Genomic DNA, 16,312 nt, shown 5'->3' on the forward strand with positions numbered 1-16,312 from the left:
CCGTCTTTCCGGCCGCTGGCGCGTTTCAGAAGCGGAGCAGTGGGCCACTCTTCTCCCATGACCGAACGTCCCGTGGTCAAACGCACCGCCCGCGCGATCCTGCTCGACGGTGACGACCTGATCCTCATCAAGCGCACCAAGCCCGGCATCGATCCCTACTGGCTCACCCCCGGAGGGGGAGTGGAGGCCTCGGACGCCACCGTCGTCGACGCCCTTCACCGGGAGATCCACGAAGAACTCGGCGCGAAGATCACCGATGTGGTCCCCTGCTTCGTCGACACCGTCGAACACATCGCGGACGGGGGAGTGACCGGTGTGAAGGTGCAGCACTTCTTCGTCTGCCACCTCGAATCGATGGACCCCAGCCAACGTCACGGCCCCGAGGTCGACCAGCCCGAAGGGGAGTACGAGATCGTCCGCGTGCCCTTCAGCCGCGTCGGCATCGCCGCCGTCCACCTCGTTCCCCTGTCCCTACGCCACTACCTCGACGGGAACATCGAGGGCGTCCGCGCCATGCACGCCCCCGACCTGGGCTGAGGATCCCGGAGGAGACCGGCGGCACGCGCGCCGGTCTCAGCCGGCGACGCCCGCCAGCTCCTCCACCGCGTCGTGCCGGATCCGCTCGCCCGGGATCCCGATCCGCAGGAGCTCGTCCACTCCGCTGCGGATCATCGCGGGCGGGCCGGAGATGAAGGCGTCGTACGAGCTCCACGGCCCGTGCTCGCCGATCGCCTGCGGCAGCTGCCCGGCCAGCCCGTCGCCCACCACCGGGCGCACCGACAGCCACGGATGGGACCGCTGGAGCCCCAGCAGGGTGTCCTTGTCGTACAGGTCGTTGTCGCTGCGCGCCCCGAAGAACACCTCCACCGGCCGCCGCTCGCCATGCTCAGCCACGTCTTCGATCAGCGCCTTGATCGGGGCGATTCCGGTGCCCCCGCCCAGGCACAGCATCCCGTTGTCCGTCGTGTGGTCCACCACCATCGAGCCGGCCGGCGGCCCGAGGCGCAGCACGTCTCCCGGACGGGCGTGGCGCACCAGCGCGTTGGAGACCCAGCCCGCGGGAACGGCCTTGACGTGGAAGGACAGCAGCCCGTCGGTGCGCGGGGCCGAGGCGAAGGAGTAGTGCCGCCACACCCGGGGCCACCAGGGGGTTTCCAGGCTGGCGTACTGGCCGGCCAGGAAGGCGTACGGCTGGTCGGGGCGGACCGTCAGCACCGCGATGTCCGAGGTGCGCAGATCGTGGGAGACCACCTCCGCATGCCACCAGGCCGGGGCCTTCACCTCGTCCTCGGCCGCCGCGTCGATCATGGTCTGGGAGATCGCGGTGTAGGCCCGCACCCAGGCGGCCTGGGTCTCCGGCCCCCAGCTCTGCACCGCATAGCGGGCCAGCGCACCGATGAGGGCCTCGCCCACCGCGGGATAGTGGCCGGCCATGGTGCCGTACTTGCGGTGGCCGGTCCCCAGCCGGCGCAGGTACGGGATGAGCACGGCGGGGTTGTCGATGTGCTCGGCGGCGGTCAGCAGCGCCTTCAGCAGCCGGTCGCGCTGGGCGTCCATGGCGGCGGGGAACATGCCCCGGACATCCGGGTGCCCGGTGAACACCAGGGCGTAGAAGTACGAGGTCACCTTGTCGGCAACCGGTGCGATCTCCGCGAGGGTCCTGCGGATGAGCACGGCGTCCGGCGAGGGCTCCGTCGTGCCGCCCTCGGCGGGTATCCGGGTCGTATCCCGTCTGGCCGATCTGGTGGGCGGAGCGTCCATGCGGTGCCTCGCTTCGAGCAACTCGGTCGGTCTGCACACGCCACGGCCTGTGAATCCGTGGTTCCGGGTTCTACAGCGTGCCAGCCGGGTCAGAGGCCTGTGGGGAAATGCGGAAAAACCGCGTTTCGAACCCACTTTCCTCTTAAGATGCCTCAACTCCCGGGCGTGCCACCCCTACGAGCTGGTATGCCTCCCGCAGGTCCCGGCCCTCGTAGACGTGGGTCGCACGCTCCGCCAGATAGGGACGCGCGTTGACCGCCACGGAGACCGGCACCGCCTCAAAGAGCACCGCGTCGGTCACCGAATCCCCGTACGCGACACAGTCGTCCAGGGTCAGCCCGAACCGTGCGCACAGCCGGTCCGCCACCGTGACCTTGCCCTCGGGCGTCAGGATCCCGGACACCTCCACGGGCCGCGTGAACGGCACCTCCGGGAAGACCGACCCGTGCGCGGCGTGCGCGCCCCACTCCAGCAGCAGCTCCACGAAGAAGGACGGCGACAGGGAGATCACCGCGCAGTAGTCCCCGCGCTCGCGGATCTCCCGCCACACCTCCTGGATGCCGGCGAGCCACGGTGATCCGTCGAAGGCAGCTCGCACGTGCGCGGGCGTCAGGTCCGCCCACAGTGCGTGCACGGCCACCGAGAACTCCTGCGGTCCGATCTCCGCCGCGCCGAAGGACCGCTCCAGCTCGGCGATCTCGGCGCTCAGCCCGAGCTGTCGGGAGATCTCGACCGGCGCCGCCGAGCCGAACATCAGGGTCCCGTCGAGGTCGAAGAGGTGCAGGCGAGTCATAAGCGTCGAGGCTAGCTCGTCGGTTTCACGTGAAACAGCGTGTTTCACGTGAAACATCGCCCACGCTTCACCGGGTACCTCCCGACGCCGGCCGGGGAAGCGGTAGTCGAGAGAAAACGTGCTCCTTGCCCCAAATCCTCTGGACGGCCCCCCAGCGATGATCCAGTCTGGGCCGGTGACACCACCACACCTCAATGATCTGCCGATCCGGGCGCTGACCGCGGACGATCTCCGCCACTGCGCCAACCTGTCCGAGGACCGCGGCTGGCCCCGCGAGGACCACAAGTGGGGACTGCTCCTGGCCGCCGGAAAGGGGTACGGGGTCGATGCTCCGGACGGAGAGGGACTCGCCGCAGCCTGCGTCGTCACCCGGTACGGGTACTCCCCCGCCGAGCCGGATCTCGCGGCCATCGGAATGGTCCTCGTCGCCGACCGCTACGCCCGCCAGGGCCTGGGTCGCCGGCTGATGACGTCCATCTGCGACGACGTACTCAAGGGCGTCCCCCTCACCCTGCACGCGACCCCCTACGGCCGCCCCCTCTACGAGGAACTCGGCTTCGAGACCACGGGCCGGGCGGAGATGGTCACGGGCACCTTCCGCCCGGACCCCGCCGAAGTCACCGCCGGGGCCCTCGCGGACACGGGCCGCGTCCGGCCGGCCACCGCCGAGGACCTCCCGCGGATCGTCCGTCTGGACACCGAGGTCTTCGGTGTCGACCGGACGCACATGATCACCCGGCTCCCCGCCTTCACGGACCGGCTGCTCGTCGCCGAGGACGGCGCGGGCGACCTCACCGGCTACGCCGCCATCTGGCCCAACATGGACACCCATGTCATCGGCCCGCTGATCGCCCGCGACACGGCCGGCGCCCAGGCACTGGTGACCGCCCTCGCCGCGTCCACCGACCGGCCGCTGCGCACCGATGTCGACGTACGCCACGAGGCGCTCCTGGCCTGGCTCAAGGACCGCGGGCTGGCCTCCGTGGCCTTCAACGCCGTCATGACCCGGGACATCCCCGGCCTGCCCGGCGACTGGACCCGCCGCTGGGCACCGCTCACCGTGGCCGCGGGCTGAAAACCGTGGCCGCAGGCTGAAAGAGGAGAACCGTGCCATGACCGACGCCCCCGACCTGGCCATCCGCCCGGCCACCGAGGCCGATCTGCCCGCCATCGTCGCCATGCTGGCCGACGACCCGCTCGGTGCCACCCGGGAATCCCCGGAGGACCTGACCCCGTACCTCGCGGCCCTCAAGCGCCTGACGGAGGACCCGAACCAGCACCTGGTCGTCGCCGTCCGCGCGGACCGCGTCGTGGGCACCCTCCAGCTCACGATCGTCCCGGGCCTCTCCCGCAAGGGGTCCACCCGCTCCATCATCGAAGGGGTCCGCGTCCACGCCGACGAGCGCGGCAGCGGCCTGGGCACCCGCTTCATCGCATGGGCCGTCGAGAAGTCCCGCGCCGAGAACTGCGACCTGGTCCAGCTGACCTCGGACGCGACCCGGACCGACGCCCACCGCTTCTACGAGCGACTCGGCTTCGCCGCCTCCCACGTCGGATTCAAGCTTCAGCTCTGAGCGGCGGCACCGTGGACCGGGCCGCCGTGTCGGCGGCCCGGCCTACGATCGGGAGGATGAGCCCCAGCCTTCCCCTCGTCAGCACCGCCGAGCGCCGCCACCGGCTCGGCCGTCGCCACCGCCTGGCTCCCTCGACCCGCGCCGCCACCGTTCCCGAGGCGGCCGACGCCGTCGTCGCCCTGCACGCCACCGACGCCGCGACCGTCTTCCTCTCCGCCCGTGCCCGGCTCGCGGCGGGCGGACCCGAGACGATCGAACGGGCGCTGTACGAGGACGTCGACCTGGTCCGGCTGCTCAGCATGCGCAACACGCTCTTCGCGGTGTCCACCGGCCTCGCCCCGTACGTGGACTCCTCCACCGCCCGGGGCATCGCGCTCAAGGAACGGCGCACGCTCCTCAAGCACCTCGACGAGGACGGACAGGGCCTGGACGCGGACTGGCTGGCCCGGGCCGAGAGCGCGGCACTCGAAGCCCTCGACAGCCGTGGCGCCTCCACCGGAAGCCAACTGTCCGCGGCCGTACCCGCCCTGCGCCGCAAGATCACCATCGGCCGGGGAAAGAAGTACGAGACGCAGACCGGTGTCGCCACCCGCGTCATCCGCCTGCTGGCCGCCGACGGCCGGATCCGGCGCGACCGACCGCGCGGATCGTGGACCTCCAGCCAGTTCCGCTGGGTCCACACCGAGCCCTGGCCCGCCCTGCCCGCGGCCGAGGCCCGCGCCGAGATCGCCCGCCGCTGGCTCCACGCATACGGACCGGCCACCGAGGCCGACCTCAAGTGGTGGACCGGCTGGACCCTCACCGACGTCCGCAAGGCCCTCGCGGCCGTGGGCCCCGATCAGGTGCGCCTCGACGACGGGACCACGGCCCTCGTCGGCCCCGGCGACACCGGGCCCGAACCGGCCCCGGAGCCCTGGGCCGCCCTGCTCCCCGGGCTCGACCCCAGTGGCATGGGCTGGGCCGATCGCGGCTTCCACCTCGACCCCGCGCACCGGCCCGCCCTCTTCGACTACGCCGGCAACATCGGCCCCACCGTGTGGTGGAACGGCGAGATCGTCGGGGGCTGGGCCCAGCGCACCGACGGCGAGATCGTCTGGCGGCTGCTGGGCAGCCCCGGCCGGGACGCCGAGGAGGCGATCACCGCCGAGGCCGACCGCCTCGCCGCATGGGTGGGCGACGCCCGCATCACCCCGCGCTTCCGCACCCCTCTGGAGCGCGAACTCGTCGCCTGAGCAACGGCGTCAGCCGATGCCCCGCCAGCCCTGCGGGTCCACCCCGCCGGGCACCGGGGCCTGGGCGTCGTACGGCTCCCGCGTGAACACGAAGGACGCCAGATCGAGGTGGCTCACCGAGCCGTCCGCCCGGCGTACCGCCCGCAGCGTCTCTCCCGCGTAGTAGCCGTTCAGGCCCGTCCACGTGCCGTCCGGCTCCGCCCGGAAGCGGGCGGAGCGCCCGGTCGCCCCCACCGGACCCAGCTCCAGCGACCCGTCCGCCTTCAGCCGCACCACCTGCGGCGAAGTGCCCCAGTACCAGGGGCCGCACACCTCCAGCGGGACCCGGTCGGCTTCCCGGAAGGGCCGCCACGGCTGCGGGAACCGCGGCTCCGCGTCCGCCACGATCGCCACCAGGTCCGCGGCCACCGAGGAGGCCGGCAGTCCCGAGGTGCAGTTCGCGAGCACCACCGCCGCCACGTCGTCCGCCTCGCTCAGCCACAGACCCGCGACGAACCCCGGCAGCGATCCGCTGTGCCCCGCGAGCCGGCGCTCGCCCTGGGCCGTCAGCTGTACGCCCAGCCCGTACCCGAGCTCGGCGATGCCCGGCTCCGGCGGCGCGGCCGAGGTGCGCATCTCCCGTACGGACTCCGCGCTCAGCACGCGCGCGTCCCCGCGCAGCAGGAAGTCCGCGAACCGCGCCAAGTCCCTGGTCGTGGACCACAGCTGACCGGCCGGAGCCATCAGACCCAGGTCCTGCAGCGGCTCGGGCAGCATCACGTCCGCCCACGGGTGCACCGCCCAGCCGCCCGCGTGCGGGGCCTGCGGGAGCGCGCTCGTACGGTCCAGGCCCAGCGGCTCCAGCACCTCGGCCCGCAGCGCCTCTTCCCACGGCTTGCCGCGCAGTGCCTCGACGAGCGAACCCAGCAGCGTGTAACCGGGGTTGGAGTAGTGGTGCCGGCTTCCCGGCGTGTGCCGGAACGGCTCGTCACCCAGTACGTCGGCGAGCTCGGGGCGCAGCGCGCCCGGCGTGCGCTCCCACCACTCGCCCGGAGTCTCCGCCGCGAGACCGCCGGTGTGGGCCAGCAATTGAGCGATGGTCACCTCGCCGGCCCCGGTACCCGGCAGGTGCTTCTCCAGCGGATCGGCGAGCCCCAGCAGCCCCTCGTCGCGCAGCCGCATCACGAGGACCGCGGTGAAGGTCTTGGTGATCGACCCGATCCGGTACTGGACGTTCCCGTCCGGGCCGTGCCCCTCCACGGAGGTCCGCGAGCCCTCCCAGACCACTTCCCCGCCCCGCGCGACGGCGGCCACCACGGACGGCGCCCGCCCTTCGCTCTGCGCGACGGCAATCCGGTGCCTCAGCGCCCGCCGGGTGGCAGGGAGAAGTTCAAGATCCTCAGAAAGCTCATCCATGATCGGATGCTACGTGTTGGCCATGTCCACGAACCGCGAATAGTGGCCCTGGAAGGCCACGGTGATCGTCGCCGTCGGGCCGTTACGGTGCTTCGCCACGATCAGGTCGGCCTCACCCGCGCGCGGGGACTCCTTCTCGTACGCGTCCTCACGGTGCAGCAGGATCACCATGTCGGCGTCCTGCTCGATCGAGCCCGACTCACGCAGGTCGGAGACCATCGGCTTCTTGTCGGTGCGCTGTTCCGGGCCACGGTTCAGCTGGGAGAGCGCGATCACGGGGACCTCGAGCTCCTTCGCCAGCAGCTTGAGGTTTCGGGACATGTCCGAGACCTCCTGCTGGCGGCTCTCGGGACGGCGCGAGCCGCCCGACTGCATCAGCTGGAGGTAGTCGATGACCACGAGCGAGAGGTCGTTGCGCTGCTTGAGCCGGCGGCACTTGGCCCGGATCTCCATCATCGACAGGTTGGGGGAGTCGTCGATGTACAGCGGGGCCGCGGAGACGTCCGGCATCCGGCGGGCCAGCCGGGTCCAGTCGTCGTCCGTCATCGTGCCCGAGCGCATGTGGTGCAGCGCCACCCGGGCCTCCGCCGAAAGCAGGCGCATCGCGATCTCGTTGCGCCCCATTTCGAGGGAGAAGATCACGCTCGGCAGGTTGCTCTTGATGGAGCAGGCCCGGGCGAAGTCCAGCGCCAGCGTGGACTTGCCCATCGCGGGACGGGCGGCGATGACGATCATCTGGCCCGGGTGCAGGCCGTTCGTGAGCGAGTCCAGGTCCGTGAAGCCGGTCGGAACGCCCGACATCTGGCCGCTGCGCGACCCGATCGCCTCGATCTCGTCGAGGGCGCCCTCCATGATGTCGCCCAGCGGCAGGTAGTCCTCGGAGGTCCGCTGCTCGGTGACGGCGTAGATCTCGGCCTGGGCGCTGTTGACGATCTCGTCGACGTCGCCGTCGGCGGCGTAGCCCATCTGTGTGATCTTCGTACCGGCGGCGACGAGGCGGCGCAGGACGGCCCGCTCGTGGACGATCTCCGCGTAGTACTCGGCGTTCGCCGCGGTCGGGACGGACTGCACCAGGGTGTGCAGGTACGAGGCCCCGCCGACCTTGCTGATCTCGCCGCGCCGGGTCAGTTCGGCGCCGACGGTGATCGGGTCGGCCGGCTCGCCCTTGGCGTACAGGTCGAGGATGGCCTGGTAGATCGTCTCGTGCGAGGGCCGGTAGAAGTCGTGTCCCTTGAGGACCTCGACCACGTCGGCGATGGCGTCCTTGGAGAGCAGCATGCCGCCGAGGACCGACTGCTCGGCGTCGAGGTCCTGCGGGGGGACGCGCTCGAAGCCGCCACCGCCGCCGTCCCAGGAGCCGCCCTCGCGGCCCCGGTCGTGCTGTTCGTCCCCGCGGCCGCGGCCCTCGCTGTTGCGGCGCGGACGGGCGGGCAGACGGTCACCTGGACCGCTGTCGGCCCAGGGGTCGTCCATGGGCTCGGGCATGGTCACCGGGCCGCCTCCTCCCGTCCGCAACGCGGACCTCGCCGTGCCACTCTTTCTACGACACGGCTCTGACATTTGGGGCACCCGAATCGGCTGTCGGCGAGTCGGGCAACGCACCACGGTAGGGCCGCGAGCGGCGTCAGCCAATCTTGTTATCCACAGGCTGTGTGGATGAGGTGTGGACGACGGCGCCAATGCTGTGGGTAAGTCGCCTGAAGCTGTGCACGGACCGGGGGACGACGCTGTGGACAAAATCACCCGACCCACCCTTCCACCGCATCTGACCTGGCATTTCACGGTCCAGAGCCGGCCGACAGGAAAAATCTTGGCCACTGTCTCAAGATCACCTCCAACGGGTCGGGAGGAACGTGCAAGTCAGGGCCTCAGTAAGGATCCAAAGGACCTTGTATCTATTACCTGTGGAAGATTAGATTGAGCACATGACACAGGCCCCCGCAGCACCGAAGGCTGCGCCGAGACGGCACGACCGCGAGATATTCGCACTCGCCGTACCCGCCTTCGGCGCACTCGTCGCCGAACCCCTCTTCGTGATGGCCGACAGCGCCATCGTGGGGCACCTCGGCACCCCTCAGCTCGCGGGCCTCGGCATCGCGGCCGCTCTCCTCACCACCGCCGTCAGCGTCTTCGTCTTCCTCGCCTACGCCACCACCGCGGCCGTCTCCCGCCGGGTCGGAGCGGGCGACCTCCAGGCCGCGATACGCCAGGGCATGGACGGCATCTGGCTCGCCCTGCTGCTGGGCGCGGCCGTCATCGCCGTGGTCCTGCCGGCGGCACCGTGGCTGGTCTCCGTCTTCGGGGCCTCCGACACCGTCGCCCCGTACGCGATCACGTATCTGCGGATCTCCGCGCTCGGCATCCCGGCCATGCTCATGGTCCTGGCCGCCACCGGTGTCATCCGCGGCCTCCAGGACACCCGCACCCCGCTCTACGTAGCCGTCGGAGGGTTCGCCCTCAACGCGGGCCTGAACGCCCTCCTCGTCTACGGCGCCGGCCTCGGGATCGCCGGCTCCGCCTGGGGCACGGTCATCGCCCAGTGCGCCATGGCCGCCGCCTACCTGGTCGTCGTCGTCCGCGGAGCCCGGCGGCACGAGGCCTCGCTCCGGCCCGACCTCGCGGGGATCCGGGCCTGTGCACAGGCCGGCGCACCGCTGCTGGTCCGCACCCTGTCCCTGCGCGCCATCCTAATGATCGCGACGGCCGTGGCGGCCCGGCTCGGCGACGCCGACATCGCGGCCCACCAGATCCTGCTCTCCCTGTGGAGCCTGCTCGCCTTCGCCCTGGACGCCATCGCGATCGCCGGGCAGGCCATCATCGGCCGCTACCTGGGCGCGGGCGACACCCAGGGCGCCAAGGCCGTCTGCCGCCGCATGGTGCAGTGGGGGATCGCCGCGGGAGTCGTGCTCGGCCTGCTGGTCGTCCTGGCCCGCCCGGTGTTCATTCCGCTGTTCACCAGCGACCCGGCGGTCGAGGACGCGCTCCTGCCCGCGCTGCTCGTCGTGGCCCTCTCCCAGCCCGTCTCCGGCATCGTCTTCGTGCTCGACGGGGTCCTGATGGGTGCGGGCGACGGCCGCTACCTGGCCCGGGCGATGCTGCTGACGCTGGCCGTGTTCACCCCGGCGGCGCTCCTCGTCCCGGCCCTGGGAGGCGGCCTGACGACGCTCTGGTGGGCGATGACCCTCATGATGCTGGTCCGGATGGTCACCCTCCAGCTGCGCGCCCGCTCGGGCCGCTGGCTGGTCGCGGGGGCCACCCGCTGAGCGTCGATGTTTCACGTGAAACACCATGGCTCAGCTTGTTTCACGTGAAACATCGCCTCGGCCGACAACGGCGAAGGGCCGCACCCCAGTGGGGTGCGGCCCTTCGCGTGCAGCCCTTAGGCGGCGACGACCTCGATGCCCACGTTCGCGGCCACGTCGGCGTGCAGACGCACGGAGACCTGGTACGAACCGAGGGTCTTGATCGGGGAGCCCAGCTCAACGCGGCGCTTGTCGACCTTCGGGCCACCCGAAGCCTCGATCGCCGTGGCGATGTCGGCCGGGGTCACGGAACCGAAGAGACGACCGGCGTCACCCGCGCGGGTGGCCAGACGGACCTTCACGCCCTCGAGCTTGGCCTTGACCTCGTTGGCCTGCTCGATGGTCGCGATCTCGTGGATCTTGCGGGCGCGGCGGATCTGCGCCACGTCCTTCTCGCCACCCTTGGTCCAGCGGATCGCGAAACCACGCGGGACCAGGTAGTTGCGAGCGTAACCGTCCTTGACGTCGACGACATCGCCGGCGGCACCGAGGCCAGAAACCTCGTGGGTCAGGATGATCTTCATTAGTCGGTCACCCTTTCCTTATCGCGCGGTGGACGTGTAGGGCAGCAGCGCCATCTCACGGCTGTTCTTGACGGCCGTGGCGACGTCACGCTGGTGCTGCGTGCAGTTGCCGGTAACGCGGCGGGCACGGATCTTGCCGCGGTCGGAAATGAACTTCCGCAGCATGTTCGTGTCCTTGTAGTCCACGTACGCGGTCTTGTCCTTGCAGAACGCGCAGACCTTCTTCTTAGGCTTGCGCACAGGCGGCTTCGCCATTGTGTCTCTCCTGTGTGATCAAGAAGTGGGGATGCGAGCTGCCCTAGAAGGGCGGCTCGTCCGAGTAGCCACCACCGGAGCCGCCGGAGCTTCCGCCCCAACCGCCCCCGCCGCCGCCCTGCTGCTGCTGGCCACCGGCCGGCGCGCTGGACGCCCACGGGTCGTCGGAGGGAGCTCCGCCGCCCTGCGGCGCGCCGCCGCTGGGGGCTCCGCCCCAGCCACCGCCGCCGCCACCCTGCTGCTGCTGACCGCCGCCGTATCCACCCTGGCCACCGCGACCGGTGGTCTTGGCGACCTTGGCCGTGGCGTTCTTCAGGCTGGGGCCGACTTCCTCGACGTCCAGCTCGTAGACCGTGCGCTTGACACCCTCACGGTCCTCGTACGACCGCTGCCTCAGCCGGCCCTGCACGATGACGCGCATGCCTCGCTGGAGGGACTCGGCGACGTTCTCCGCCGCCTGCCGCCACACCGAGCAGGTCAGGAACAGGCTCTCGCCGTCCTTCCACTCATTGGTCTGACGGTCGAAGGTGCGGGGGGTGGACGCGACACGGAACTTCGCGACCGCCGCACCCGAGGGGGTGAAGCGCAGCTCGGGGTCGTCGACGAGATTGCCGACGACCGTGATGACGGTCTCGCCTGCCATGGATGAACCTCTCGGCGGGGATTGCTGCTGGGCTGCTGTGTGCTACTCGATCCCGATTACCGCTGAACCGAAGTTCAGTGGGTCTCGGGGCGAAGGACCTTGGTCCGGAGAACCGACTCGTTCAGGTTCATCTGTCGGTCAAGCTCCTTGACGACCGCAGGCTCGGCCTGAAGGTCGATGACCGAGTAGATGCCCTCGGGCTTCTTCTTGATCTCGTAAGCGAGACGACGACGGCCCCAGGTGTCGACCTTCTCGACCTTTCCGTTGCCCTCACGGACGACGGAGAGGAAGTTCTCGATCAGCGGGGAGACAGCGCGCTCCTCGAGATCGGGGTCGAGGATGACCATCACTTCGTAGTGACGCATGTGGAACCCACCTCCTTTGGACTCAGCGGCCACGGTCGTTCCGTGGCAGGAGGGTCGTGATGCGTGCGCACGGTGCCAGCAGAGCAGACACCGCGCAGCTGTACAGACTACCTGCTCGCCCCCTTCCGGTTGAAATCCGACGGCAAGGGGACACAATCTGTATCCATCGGGTGTGCTCGGTGCTATGCCTTCCGGCCCCTCGGGAGGCGGCCCCCAGCACCGCTCTGCTTCAGCCAGGAGGTGCCTTCCGATGGCACAGGCAATGCGACCGCAGTCCCAGATCTCGCTCCTCGCGACGGACGGCAAGCCCCACCCGCTCCAGGACACCCTGCTGGCGGCCACCCTGATCCTCGGCGCCGTGGCGTTCGTCACGGCGTTCTTCCACAACCTGCACCTGCTCAGCTCGTGGACCGGGCTCATCGGGATCCTGACCGGCGCGTACGGACAGTTCATCTCCGTCACGACACGCGAACGCTTCGCGCTGATCATCGGCCTTGGCGCTTCTGCCATCGGCTTCTTCCTCGGAATGGCGCACGGCGGCCTCTTCGGCGGCTGGCTGGGCTGACCGGGGGAACCTCCGCGACGGGGCGCCGGCCTCCCGCCGGCCCAGGCTCCGGCCTGTCCCCCAGATGGGTGGCGCCCCCGTCGCAGTAGGCTTCGCGCCATAGCCAGCGAAGCCGCCGGAGGAGACACCCCGCATGAGCCTGTCCCTGAGCACCATCAGCCGAGAGCAGCATCTGGCCTACCTCCAGAGCCTGCCGTCGGCTAGCCACTGCCAGGTCCCGGCATGGGCCGACGTCAAGAACGAGTGGCGCTCGGAGAACCTCGGCTGGTTCGACAAGTCCGGTGAACTCGTCGGTGTCGCACTCGTGTTGTACCGCCAGCTGCCCAAGGTGAAGCGGTACCTCGCGTACCTCCCCGAGGGCCCGGTCATCAACTGGTACGCCCCGAATCTGGAGGAGTGGATCCAGCCGATGCTGGCCCACCTCAAGAACCAGGGCGCCTTCACCGTGAAGATGGGACCGCCGGTCGTCATCCGCCGCTGGAACTCGGCCGCCATCAAGGCCGGCATCCAGGACCCGGACGTCAAGCGCCTGCGCGACGTGGAGGCCTCGGTCATCGAGCCCCGCGCCTTCGAGGTCTCGGACAAGCTGCGCCGCATGGGCTGGCAGCAGGCGGAGGACGGCGGCGCCGGATTCGGCGACGTCCAGCCCCGCTACGTCTTCCAGGTACCGCTGGCGAACCGCTCGCTGGACGACGTCCTCAAGGGCTTCAACCAGCTGTGGCGCCGCAACATCAAGAAGGCCGAGAAGGCCGGCGTCGAGGTCGTCCAGGGCGGCTACGAGGACCTGCCGACCTGGCAGCACCTGTACGAGATCACGGCCGAGCGCGACAAGTTCCGCCCGCGCCCGCTCAGCTACTTCCAGCGCCAGTGGACGGCCCTCAACTCCGAGGACCCCAACCGGATGCGGCTGTACATCGCCAAGCACGAGGGGGAGCCGCTGGCCGCCGCCACGATGCTCACCGTCGGCCAGCACGTCTGGTACTCGTACGGCGCGTCCGCCAACCACAAGCGCGAGGTGCGCCCCTCCAACGCAATGCAGTGGCGCATGCTGCGCGACTCCTACGCGCTGGGCGCCAGCGTCTACGACCTGCGCGGCATTTCTGACACGCTGGACGAGAACGACCACCTGTTCGGTCTGATCCAGTTCAAGGTCGGCACGGGCGGCGAGGCCGTCGAGTACGTCGGCGAGTGGGACTTCCCGCTCAACAAGGTGCTGCACAAGGCGCTCGACATCTACATGTCGCGTCGCTGATCCCAGCCCCACCACCCACGCACCGCTGCACCCGCAGCTTTTCAGGAGAGGTTCCGGACGGGCATGGCGCTCACGCTCTACGTCGACACCGCGCGCTGGCGTGCGCACCAGAAGCAGATCCAGGACCAGTTCCCCGGGATGATCCCGGTCTGCAAGGGCAACGGGTACGGCTTCGGCCACGAGCGCCTGTGCGAGGAGGCGACCCGGCTGGGCTCCGACGTACTGGCCGTCGGGACGACGTACGAGGCCGCCAGCATCAAGGACTGGTTCGGCGGCGACCTGCTCGTCCTCACCCCGTTCCGGCGGGGCGAGGAGCCGGTGCCGCTGCCCGACCGGGTGATCCGCTCGGTGTCCTCGCTGGACGGGGTCCGCGGTCTGGTCGGTGCCCGCGTGGTCATCGAGTGCATGAGCTCGATGCGCCGCCACGGCATCTCCGAGCAGGACCTGGGGCAGCTGCACTCGGCGATCGAGGACGTCCGGCTGGAGGGCTTCGCCCTGCACCTGCCGCTGGACCGCCCGGACGGCTCGGACGCCGTCGAGGAGGTCATCGGCTGGATGGACCGGCTGCGTGCGGCCCGGCTGCCGCTGCACACCATGTTCGTCAGCCACCTGCGGGCCGAGGAACTGGCCAGGCTCCAGCAGCAGTTCCCGCAGACCCGCTTCCGCGCCCGTATCGGCACGCGGCTGTGGCTGGGCGACCACGAGGCCACCGAGTACCGCGGCGCGGTCCTGGACGTCACGCGGGTCGCCAAGGGCGACCGCTTCGGCTACCGCCAGCAGAAGGCCGCCTCCGACGGCTGGCTGGTCGTGGTGGCCGGCGGCACCTCGCACGGTGTGGGGCTGGAAGCGCCCAAGGCCCTGCACGGCGTGATGCCGCGCGCCAAGGGCGTCGCCCGGGCGGGCCTGGCCACGGTCAACCGGAACCTGTCGCCGTTCGTGTGGGCGGGCAAGCAGCGCTGGTTCGCGGAGCCGCCGCACATGCAGGTGTCGATCCTGTTCGTGCCGTCGGACTCGCCCGAGCCGAAGGTCGGCGACGAGCTCGTGGCGCACCTGCGCCACACCACGACGCAGTTCGACCGGGTGCTCGACGCCTGATCCGCTCCGCCGCCTGATCCGCCCCCGCGCCGGCCCACGACGGGCCGGCCCGGTCAGTCCCTGGGGCTCGTGCCCCAGTCGACCCGCTGTCCCTCCGAGGGCGCCGCGTACCGCGGCGCCCTCGCCGCGTCCGACAGCACGAACACGTCCTCTGCCCCGTCCAGGACACCACCGGACGGATCGTCCGAGCCGTCCCGGCGCACGACGTCCCGCTCGGGCATCAGGATGTCGCGGACGATGACCGCGCACAGGTAGACGGTGGCCAGCAGGTGGGCGGTGATCGCCAGCTGGTAGCCCTCCACGGGCAGTCCCTGGTGCTTGTCCCCGCTGGTCGTGTAGGCCAGGTAGAACCAGATCCCGAGGAAGTACAGGACCTCGCCGGCCTGCCAGATCAGGAAGTCCCGCCAGCGCGGCCGGGCCAGCGCGGCGAGCGGGATGAGCCACAGCACGTACTGCGGCGAGTAGACCTTGTTCGCCAGGATGAACGCGGCGACGACCAGGAAGGCCAGCTGCGCGAAGCGGGGCCGCCGGGGGGCGGTCAGGGTGAGCAGGCCGATCGCCCCGCACAGCAGGAGCGTCAGCCCCGTCGCGTACGTGTTGGCGTCTTCCAGCGGGTTGCCGGAGCGCTGGGAGATCAGCAGCCACACGGAGCCGAAGTCGATGGGCCGTTCCTGGCTGAAGGTGTAGAACTTCGTCCAGCCCTCCCAGGCGGGGATCATGACGGGCAGGTTCACCACCAGCCACGCCGCGGCCGCGCCGAGCGCGGCGGAGCCGAAGGCCCGCCACTTCCCGGCCCGCCAGCAGAGCACGAACAGCACCCCGAGCAGCAGTACGGGATAGAGCTTCGCGGCGGTGGCCAGGCCGATGAAGACGCCGAAGAGGAACGTCCGGCCCCGGGACCACATGAGCATCCCGGCGGCGGTGAGGGCGATGGCCAGCAGGTCCCAGTTGATCGTCGCGGTGAGTGCGAAGGCCGGCGCGAGGGCGAAGAGCAGGGCGTCCCAGGGGCGGCGGCGGTGGGTGCGGGCCACGCACACGGCGATGACCGCGGTGCAGGCCATCAGCATGCCCGCGTTGACCATCCAGTACATCTGTTCGCGGTGCTGCATGGACCCGGTGCTCGGGGTCAGCCAGGAGGCGATCTCCATGAAGAGCCCGGTGAGCACCGGGTACTCCAGGTACTCCATGTCGCCGGGCAGCCGGTCGAAGTAGGGCGTCAGGTTGTCGGCGAAGCCGCGTACCGCGTACAGGTGCGGGATGTCGGAGTAGCAGGCGTGGGTGTACTGCGAGCCCGCTCCCCGGAACCACGCCCAGTCGTAGCAGGGCAGCTTCTGCACCATGCCCAGGGCGAACATGCCGATGGCGACGAGGGCCACCACGCGGACGGGCCCAAGCCAGTGGCCGCCCAGCCGGGCGTAACGGCCGAGCGGGCCGCCGATGAACTCACTGCCGGCCGCCGCGACCTCGTCCTGCCGGGTGGGCAGTACGGGGCGGTCCTCGTGCACCTTGGTCATGGGCTCATCCTGCCGTACCGGGCCGGACATGGGGGAAGGCCG

Annotated in this window: 17 protein-coding genes; 8 read left to right on the top strand and 9 right to left on the bottom strand. The window is 70.4% G+C overall.

Features of this window, described 5'->3' with window-relative positions; translation table 11 throughout:
• Positions 1-57: 57 nt before the first annotated feature.
• Entirely contained in the window at positions 58-537 is a 480-nt protein-coding gene (locus tag ACFWBN_RS00940; protein ID WP_385168437.1) for an NUDIX domain-containing protein, read from the top strand.
• A 36-nt stretch (positions 538-573) separates the two neighbouring features.
• Here ACFWBN_RS00940 and ACFWBN_RS00945 read toward each other — a convergent pair whose 3' ends face one another.
• Complete coding sequence (locus ACFWBN_RS00945; RefSeq protein WP_385168440.1) at positions 574-1,761, bottom strand: globin domain-containing protein; 1,188 nt, start codon at positions 1,759-1,761, stop codon at positions 574-576.
• A gap of 142 nt (positions 1,762-1,903) precedes the next feature.
• Positions 1,904-2,554, bottom strand: coding sequence for an HAD family hydrolase (locus tag ACFWBN_RS00950; RefSeq protein WP_385168443.1), 651 nt, complete (start codon positions 2,552-2,554; stop codon positions 1,904-1,906).
• A 175-nt stretch (positions 2,555-2,729) separates the two neighbouring features.
• On the opposite strand from ACFWBN_RS00950, the gene ACFWBN_RS00955 reads away from it, so the two are divergent.
• The 3 genes from ACFWBN_RS00955 to ACFWBN_RS00965 are packed head-to-tail and all read left to right on the top strand — an operon-like array spanning position 2,730 to position 5,360.
• On the top strand, positions 2,730-3,629 hold the full coding sequence (locus tag ACFWBN_RS00955) for a GNAT family N-acetyltransferase (RefSeq protein ID WP_385168446.1): 900 nt from the start codon (positions 2,730-2,732) through the stop codon (positions 3,627-3,629).
• Between the two features lie 37 nt (positions 3,630-3,666).
• Positions 3,667-4,128 (top strand): GNAT family N-acetyltransferase, encoded by a 462-nt coding sequence (locus ACFWBN_RS00960; RefSeq protein ID WP_385168449.1) that lies wholly within the window; start codon positions 3,667-3,669, stop codon positions 4,126-4,128.
• A 56-nt stretch (positions 4,129-4,184) separates the two neighbouring features.
• Positions 4,185-5,360 (top strand): winged helix DNA-binding domain-containing protein, encoded by a 1,176-nt coding sequence (locus tag ACFWBN_RS00965; protein WP_385168452.1) that lies wholly within the window; start codon positions 4,185-4,187, stop codon positions 5,358-5,360.
• A 9-nt stretch (positions 5,361-5,369) separates the two neighbouring features.
• On the opposite strand, the gene ACFWBN_RS00970 is transcribed toward ACFWBN_RS00965, so the two are convergent.
• Together ACFWBN_RS00970 and dnaB are read right to left on the bottom strand one after the other, a co-directional pair.
• Complete coding sequence (locus ACFWBN_RS00970) at positions 5,370-6,755, bottom strand: serine hydrolase domain-containing protein (RefSeq protein WP_385168454.1); 1,386 nt, start codon at positions 6,753-6,755, stop codon at positions 5,370-5,372.
• 9 nt (positions 6,756-6,764) lie between these two features.
• Positions 6,765-8,228, bottom strand: a complete 1,464-nt coding sequence (gene dnaB / locus ACFWBN_RS00975; protein ID WP_385168925.1) for a replicative DNA helicase — start codon at positions 8,226-8,228, stop codon at positions 6,765-6,767.
• Positions 8,229-8,680: 452 nt separating this feature from the next.
• On the opposite strand from dnaB, the gene ACFWBN_RS00980 reads away from it, so the two are divergent.
• On the top strand, positions 8,681-10,018 hold the full coding sequence (locus ACFWBN_RS00980; protein WP_385168458.1) for an MATE family efflux transporter: 1,338 nt from the start codon (positions 8,681-8,683) through the stop codon (positions 10,016-10,018).
• 116 nt (positions 10,019-10,134) lie between these two features.
• Here ACFWBN_RS00980 and rplI read toward each other — a convergent pair whose 3' ends face one another.
• The 4 genes from rplI to rpsF form a co-directional block, all read right to left on the bottom strand.
• The gene (gene rplI / locus ACFWBN_RS00985; protein WP_031156063.1) at positions 10,135-10,581 is read right to left on the bottom strand and encodes a 50S ribosomal protein L9; all 447 of its coding nucleotides are present in this window, start codon (positions 10,579-10,581) and stop codon (positions 10,135-10,137) included.
• 18 nt (positions 10,582-10,599) lie between these two features.
• Positions 10,600-10,836, bottom strand: coding sequence for a 30S ribosomal protein S18 (gene rpsR / locus ACFWBN_RS00990; protein WP_005315025.1), 237 nt, complete (start codon positions 10,834-10,836; stop codon positions 10,600-10,602).
• A 43-nt stretch (positions 10,837-10,879) separates the two neighbouring features.
• On the bottom strand, positions 10,880-11,479 hold the full coding sequence (locus tag ACFWBN_RS00995) for a single-stranded DNA-binding protein (protein ID WP_385168464.1): 600 nt from the start codon (positions 11,477-11,479) through the stop codon (positions 10,880-10,882).
• A gap of 74 nt (positions 11,480-11,553) precedes the next feature.
• Positions 11,554-11,844 carry a 30S ribosomal protein S6 gene (gene rpsF / locus ACFWBN_RS01000; RefSeq protein ID WP_004950685.1) on the bottom strand — a complete coding sequence of 97 codons (291 nt, stop codon included), beginning with the start codon at positions 11,842-11,844 and terminating at the stop codon, positions 11,554-11,556.
• A gap of 250 nt (positions 11,845-12,094) precedes the next feature.
• Here rpsF and ACFWBN_RS01005 point away from each other — a divergent pair, with 250 nt between their 5' ends.
• From ACFWBN_RS01005 to ACFWBN_RS01015, 3 genes are all read left to right on the top strand, one after another.
• Positions 12,095-12,409 (top strand): hypothetical protein, encoded by a 315-nt coding sequence (locus ACFWBN_RS01005; protein WP_385168469.1) that lies wholly within the window; start codon positions 12,095-12,097, stop codon positions 12,407-12,409.
• Between the two features lie 133 nt (positions 12,410-12,542).
• On the top strand, positions 12,543-13,661 hold the full coding sequence (locus tag ACFWBN_RS01010) for a peptidoglycan bridge formation glycyltransferase FemA/FemB family protein (protein WP_361750171.1): 1,119 nt from the start codon (positions 12,543-12,545) through the stop codon (positions 13,659-13,661).
• 63 nt (positions 13,662-13,724) lie between these two features.
• The gene (locus ACFWBN_RS01015; RefSeq protein WP_385168471.1) at positions 13,725-14,756 is read left to right on the top strand and encodes an alanine racemase; all 1,032 of its coding nucleotides are present in this window, start codon (positions 13,725-13,727) and stop codon (positions 14,754-14,756) included.
• Between the two features lie 53 nt (positions 14,757-14,809).
• Here ACFWBN_RS01015 and ACFWBN_RS01020 read toward each other — a convergent pair whose 3' ends face one another.
• Positions 14,810-16,270: a glycosyltransferase family 87 protein gene (locus ACFWBN_RS01020; RefSeq protein ID WP_385168474.1), complete on the bottom strand. Its 1,461-nt coding sequence runs from the start codon at positions 16,268-16,270 to the stop codon at positions 14,810-14,812.
• Between the last annotated feature and the right edge of the window lie 42 nt (positions 16,271-16,312).

This window comes from Streptomyces sp. NPDC059989 (assembly GCF_042736975.1).
Lineage (GTDB): Bacteria > Actinomycetota > Actinomycetes > Streptomycetales > Streptomycetaceae > Streptomyces.